This is a genomic window from Bacteroides faecichinchillae JCM 17102 (genome assembly GCF_000614145.1).
Taxonomy (GTDB): Bacteria; Bacteroidota; Bacteroidia; order Bacteroidales; family Bacteroidaceae; genus Bacteroides; species Bacteroides faecichinchillae.
The window spans coordinates 1-4,560 of the sequence record NZ_BAKK01000089.1; the positions used below are offsets into that span (position 1 = coordinate 1).

Below are 4,560 nucleotides of genomic sequence, written 5' to 3' on the forward strand. Positions count from 1 at the left end.
ATTTTAAGGAAGACCAAGAATTTTCCTTAGGATATTGAACAAGAACTTTCCAAACTGTTTTAGATTTAGGGGAAGCTAATATATATAAAGTAGATTGCTCTCCAGCAAAATTACCTTCCATAGTTTTTATATCATCGTCTATATCATCTTGTAATTTTTTGAATCCTTTAGATTGTAATTTTTGAATAAAACTACTTAAAGTTCCATCTATTGGAACTCCTTTAAACTCCATATGATAATTGGCAATGCTGTCCGCTTCTTGAGCATGAGCGACTAATAAAAAAGTGAGCATTGTTACTAATAAAATAATCTTTTTCATAATCTTGTATTTTTGTTGATTAATATAATTGTTGTCTATTTTAAAATGTAGTAGATGTTTTCTGTACAATATTAAAAATACGACACACATTTTTTAAATTAATAGTAAAATCGGCATATTCAGGAGATGGATTCAATGAATGACATATGATATCTCCTGTTTCTACATTGTGATCTATTATTTCTTTACATAATATTGTATCACTTAATACTATAATCCAAAACGGGTATTGATTGTAACGTAGGCTATTTGTCCAGTGTACTTTATCAAGTTCTCTAGCTAATACTAAATCTCCTTGAATAAAACTGCGTCTACTGTCATCATTCATACTATCTCCTTTGATCTCAAAAGCCATATAATTTCCATGACCTATTTTATCTACAATAAATTCTACTTCATCCCATGATTCACGATCTTGTTGGATAGGTTCACAAGTTTCACTTATATATCTAGCATAGGCGTTAAAAGGAACCAATGGAACACGCATACGATATTTATTTCCGCTTAACTCATAATATTTAATTCCAGAGCTTGTTTCAAGATATATATCGTTTCCTTTAGTTTTAACGGTGGAAGCTTCTGGAGAGGATTCTTGCTGTTTTAGCATTTCTCCTTCACCAGTGGTTAACCATATCGGATTTAATTCAGGAAAAGCCTGACTTATTTTATTTAATGATTTGGAACTGATTCCATCCCCCAATACATTAACGAATCCTCTTGATAAACCTGCGGCTTCTGCAAATTTTATTTGCCCTATACCTTTATAAGCTAGAAATTTTGTAAGCCTTTCTTTTATTTCGCTCATTGTATTACATATATTATTATGTAGAAAATCTAAATTCAAATGAAAATAAAGGTTAAATACATAAATAATTATGTGATTTTATTGGATTACATAAAATATTATGTACCTTTGCAACATCAACAACAACAACAATGCAAAGATGCAAAGTTTGTTTGATAAAACCTAATTATTTGTATCACTAAAAATAGGTAGATCTTTGATTTAATGACGTTGCAAAGTATTCATTCTTTGATTTTGAGTTCAAGAGGAGTACCACATTTGGGGCAAACGAGTGAACCGTCTGCTTTCTGAATGTCACTAGGGGATGCGAATAATTGCCACATGGGAACGCTTAAGGCGTCAGCAATACGTTGAGCTGTTTCAACTAACATCTTTCCTTGAATCTGTTTGCTTAATGCCTGTCGGCTTATATCAAGCATGTCCGCAAGCTGATTAACTGTCATTCCCTTTTCTTTTAGTATTTCTTTAATTCGGGTCATAGTCTTTTATATTAATGTGTAAATAGAACTGTTTACTAATAATAGTTAAAGTCTATAATAATATTTACTTATTGCTTGTTTTGTAAATAGTATTATTTACCTTTGCAACATCAACAACAACAACAGTTGCAAAGTAAGCTAAAAGTGTTGGTTTGAACAAAAAATAGAAATAACTAAAAATAGGTAAGACAATGAAAAAGAGAGATTATTCTTTGGTAAGAGATGGCAAGTATAATATGAAAGCTATCATGCAAAGAGCTTGGGCAGAGATGAAATGGAACTCTCACCTGAAATGGTTTTCTTTTTCAAGGGCTCTGAAAAATGCTTGGGCGGCTGCTCGTGAAGCGATGGAAGAATATCAGGATTCAATTAAGCCACAAGAACCAGTTCAGCATAAAGAGGGAAATGTATTGAAATCATTCTTTTTATCTGGACATCCTGAGAATGTCTATTATGATAGTTCTTGGAGATAAGTTTATGTAGACGTAGAGAATATTCTACATAGGCACTCTTTTAGCTATTTGACTTATTGGTTCATACGAAAAGAGAACCAGACATAGCAGAAATGCGGTGACTGTCTGGTAGGCTCAAATTAGTAAATAATATCACTTGGAAGTCCGAAAACGTCTTTATCAGTAAGCATATAGCAATTAAGGCAAGCTATAACGCTATCTAAGTGATTTAATATATAGCCCGTCGGTCTCGATACCGGAAACAATCCGTAGAAGGTATGGCGGGCACAATTTAATTAAAAATATAGATTATGAGTAAAGAGGAGATTATTTTAAAATTGATGCAATTGGCTCTTAAGATAGAGAGTGAAACTGATAAATGTGTGTTTATTAATTATAGTGGACATGTGGATAGTATGGAAGTTCGCATTGCAGAGAGTAAGAAGAATTATAATAATTGGCTTTATGATTCTAGAATCTACTTTGACGAATGTAATTTTCTAGAGAAATTCAATAAATTATGTGAGTCATTGAAGAGATATTTATAATAGTAATGTTTCAAAAATTCTATTTATTATGCCTAGAAAATATATTCCTTATGCTGAAATAGCAATCATTATAAGTTGTATATCTATTATTATTTCAATATTGCAATTATTAGGGGTAATACCTGTATTAAAATTGCTATAATAGATATTATAATAGCTGGTAGAGTATATTTACTCTGTTTTATTACAAGTTTGATATATAGAATTGTTTGTCATGTTTTATTGGTGTTTGTGTTTTGGGTGAATGGTTCGTGAGAATAGTTCACCTTTTTTTCGTTTTAAACTCAATTAAGTCCTGTGTCTAATTGGCACAGGCAAAACGGGCAGTTATGTTTTCCTGGATGAAACTATGGTAATGTGCACTAATTCCATGAAGCTGGTTCGATTCCGGCACTGTCCACTATTATAAACTAAAAAATAATATTATGGCAAAAGAAGGCGAATTAATGCAGTTTGTAAGAGGACTGAAAATAAATGAAGTTGTAGAGTTACCTAACAATGTTTATGACAGCATTATGAATGCGACTCGGTATCGTGCTAGGCGTAAACATAATATAGTAATAGAAAGAGTAGGTGATATCAACTATGAGAAAGGAACGTTTAAAATTAAACGAGTCGAATAATGGAACCTTTGACGCAATGTGAATATCAAGTAGCTCATGAGGTTGCCAAAGGACATACCCCTGTAGAAATAGCTGATCTGCTTAAAAAATCGGTTTGGACCATAAAGGCACAAATCAGGGATATTCATAAGAAGTTAGGTATTAATAATAACGTTGAACTAACTCTATTCCTATTGTGTGATAGATCAAAACGTAATTTCGATTTGAATGAAATCAGGAAACATGGAATTGAGTTGTTTTTTTCTATATGGTTTTTAATTATTTCCGTTACTCCTGATTATCAAATGGACATGAGACGCTGTAGGATCCGTTCTGGTGTACGATCTTCGGTACGTGTGACTAGAAGTAAGACGGAAGGTGATTTAATGCTTATCGTTTAGTATTAACAATAACAATAAATTCAATGAAAACAATCCATAAAATTCAAAATGTGATTGCCGTTATATCCTTAATGATGGTAATGTATTTAGCACAACAGGTTGAAATGACCAGAAACGAAACTTTTTCGTGTATTATTATGCTGTTACTAACAGTATTTATGTTGCTTGAAAGAACTTCAAAAGAAATTCATCAAAAGGAATAGGAGGTGTAATTTATGATTGGAGCAGAAAGAATCCCCGATGACACTCCCCTATTCAAATTAACCGTAGGAGAACTTAAAACATTTATTGAAAGCATAATTCCCCAAGCACCTGTAACTAAAGAAAAAAAATATGTATATGGTTATAAAGGGATAGCGGAAATATTTCAATGCTCATTAAGTAAAGCTCAATCAATTAAAATGAGTGGTGCTATAGATAAAGCGATCATCCAAACCGGTAGAATAATAAAGGTAGATGTCGATTTAGCATTAAAGCTATTACAAAAATAATCTCTATCCCGGTGTCCGTTGGTTCGGTATCCGGGAACTATTTTATTATCCACTTTAATAATTTATAATCATGACAGAAAAAATAAAAGGTTTTAAGGGATTCGATAAGGACCTTAAATGCAGGGGATATCAATATGAAGTAGGAAAAGATTTTCAAGAAGAAGGTGAGATCAAAGCCTGTTCGAAAGGTTTTCATTTTTGCGAAAATCCATTGGATGTATTTTCTTATTATCCTCCATCTACAGATAAGGGAATAAATAGATATTGTTCAGTAGAAGGAAGTGGAAGTATTGATAAGGATAATGATGATACTAAAATAGCTTCTTCAAAAATTCACATATCTGCTGAAATAGGATTAAGAGGTCTTGTAGAAGCTGGAGTAAAGTTTATACTTGACAAGGTTAATTGGAAGGATTCAGCAGCAACCAACACCGGATACCAGTCAGCAGCAACCAACACCGGA

General features: G+C 32.3%; 8 protein-coding genes and 1 pseudogene. 6 read left to right on the forward strand and 3 right to left on the reverse strand.

Features of this window, described 5'->3' with window-relative positions; translation table 11 throughout:
* The 3 genes and pseudogenes from JCM17102_RS20535 to JCM17102_RS20545 form a co-directional block, all read right to left on the reverse strand.
* Window positions 1–319: pseudogene (locus JCM17102_RS20535) on the reverse strand (hypothetical protein); the annotation flags it as partial.
* A gap of 40 nt (window positions 320–359) precedes the next feature.
* Window positions 360–1,124 (reverse strand): hypothetical protein, encoded by a 765-nt coding sequence (locus JCM17102_RS20540; protein ID WP_025076512.1) that lies wholly within the window; start codon window positions 1,122–1,124, stop codon window positions 360–362.
* Between the two features lie 221 nt (window positions 1,125–1,345).
* On the reverse strand, window positions 1,346–1,603 hold the full coding sequence (locus JCM17102_RS20545; RefSeq protein WP_025076513.1) for a helix-turn-helix domain-containing protein: 258 nt from the start codon (window positions 1,601–1,603) through the stop codon (window positions 1,346–1,348).
* Between the two features lie 191 nt (window positions 1,604–1,794).
* On the opposite strand from JCM17102_RS20545, the gene JCM17102_RS29290 reads away from it, so the two are divergent.
* The 6 genes from JCM17102_RS29290 to JCM17102_RS20580 form a co-directional block, all read left to right on the forward strand.
* Window positions 1,795–2,076, forward strand: a complete 282-nt coding sequence (locus JCM17102_RS29290; RefSeq protein ID WP_025076514.1) for a hypothetical protein — start codon at window positions 1,795–1,797, stop codon at window positions 2,074–2,076.
* 290 nt (window positions 2,077–2,366) lie between these two features.
* A complete protein-coding gene (locus JCM17102_RS20555) occupies window positions 2,367–2,603 on the forward strand; it encodes a hypothetical protein (protein WP_025076515.1) in 237 nt (78 codons plus the stop codon).
* Between the two features lie 425 nt (window positions 2,604–3,028).
* Entirely contained in the window at window positions 3,029–3,226 is a 198-nt protein-coding gene (locus tag JCM17102_RS20560) for a hypothetical protein (RefSeq protein ID WP_025076516.1), read from the forward strand.
* Window positions 3,226–3,606, forward strand: a complete 381-nt coding sequence (locus tag JCM17102_RS20565) for a helix-turn-helix transcriptional regulator (protein WP_025076517.1) — start codon at window positions 3,226–3,228, stop codon at window positions 3,604–3,606. Before JCM17102_RS20560 ends, JCM17102_RS20565 begins: the two co-directional genes overlap by 1 nt.
* Window positions 3,607–3,821: 215 nt before the next feature.
* On the forward strand, window positions 3,822–4,097 hold the full coding sequence (locus tag JCM17102_RS20575) for a DUF3853 family protein (protein ID WP_025076519.1): 276 nt from the start codon (window positions 3,822–3,824) through the stop codon (window positions 4,095–4,097).
* Window positions 4,098–4,167: 70 nt separating this feature from the next.
* Window positions 4,168–4,560: DUF7666 domain-containing protein (locus tag JCM17102_RS20580; protein WP_025076520.1), on the forward strand; the 393-nt coding region annotated here is incomplete at its 3' end.

What these genes read in the sequence shown, in the direction of transcription:
- JCM17102_RS20565 (WP_025076517.1), top strand. Translation starts at nt 3,226, where the DNA reads ATGGAACCTTTGACGCAATGTGAATATCAAGTAGCTCATGAGGTTGCC.
- JCM17102_RS20540 (WP_025076512.1), bottom strand. Translation starts at nt 1,124, where the DNA reads ATGAGCGAAATAAAAGAAAGGCTTACAAAATTTCTAGCTTATAAAGGT.
- JCM17102_RS20575 (WP_025076519.1), top strand. Translation starts at nt 3,822, where the DNA reads ATGATTGGAGCAGAAAGAATCCCCGATGACACTCCCCTATTCAAATTA.
- JCM17102_RS29290 (WP_025076514.1), top strand. Translation starts at nt 1,795, where the DNA reads ATGAAAAAGAGAGATTATTCTTTGGTAAGAGATGGCAAGTATAATATG.
- JCM17102_RS20560 (WP_025076516.1), top strand. Translation starts at nt 3,029, where the DNA reads ATGGCAAAAGAAGGCGAATTAATGCAGTTTGTAAGAGGACTGAAAATA.
- JCM17102_RS20545 (WP_025076513.1), bottom strand. Translation starts at nt 1,603, where the DNA reads ATGACCCGAATTAAAGAAATACTAAAAGAAAAGGGAATGACAGTTAAT.
- JCM17102_RS20555 (WP_025076515.1), top strand. Translation starts at nt 2,367, where the DNA reads ATGAGTAAAGAGGAGATTATTTTAAAATTGATGCAATTGGCTCTTAAG.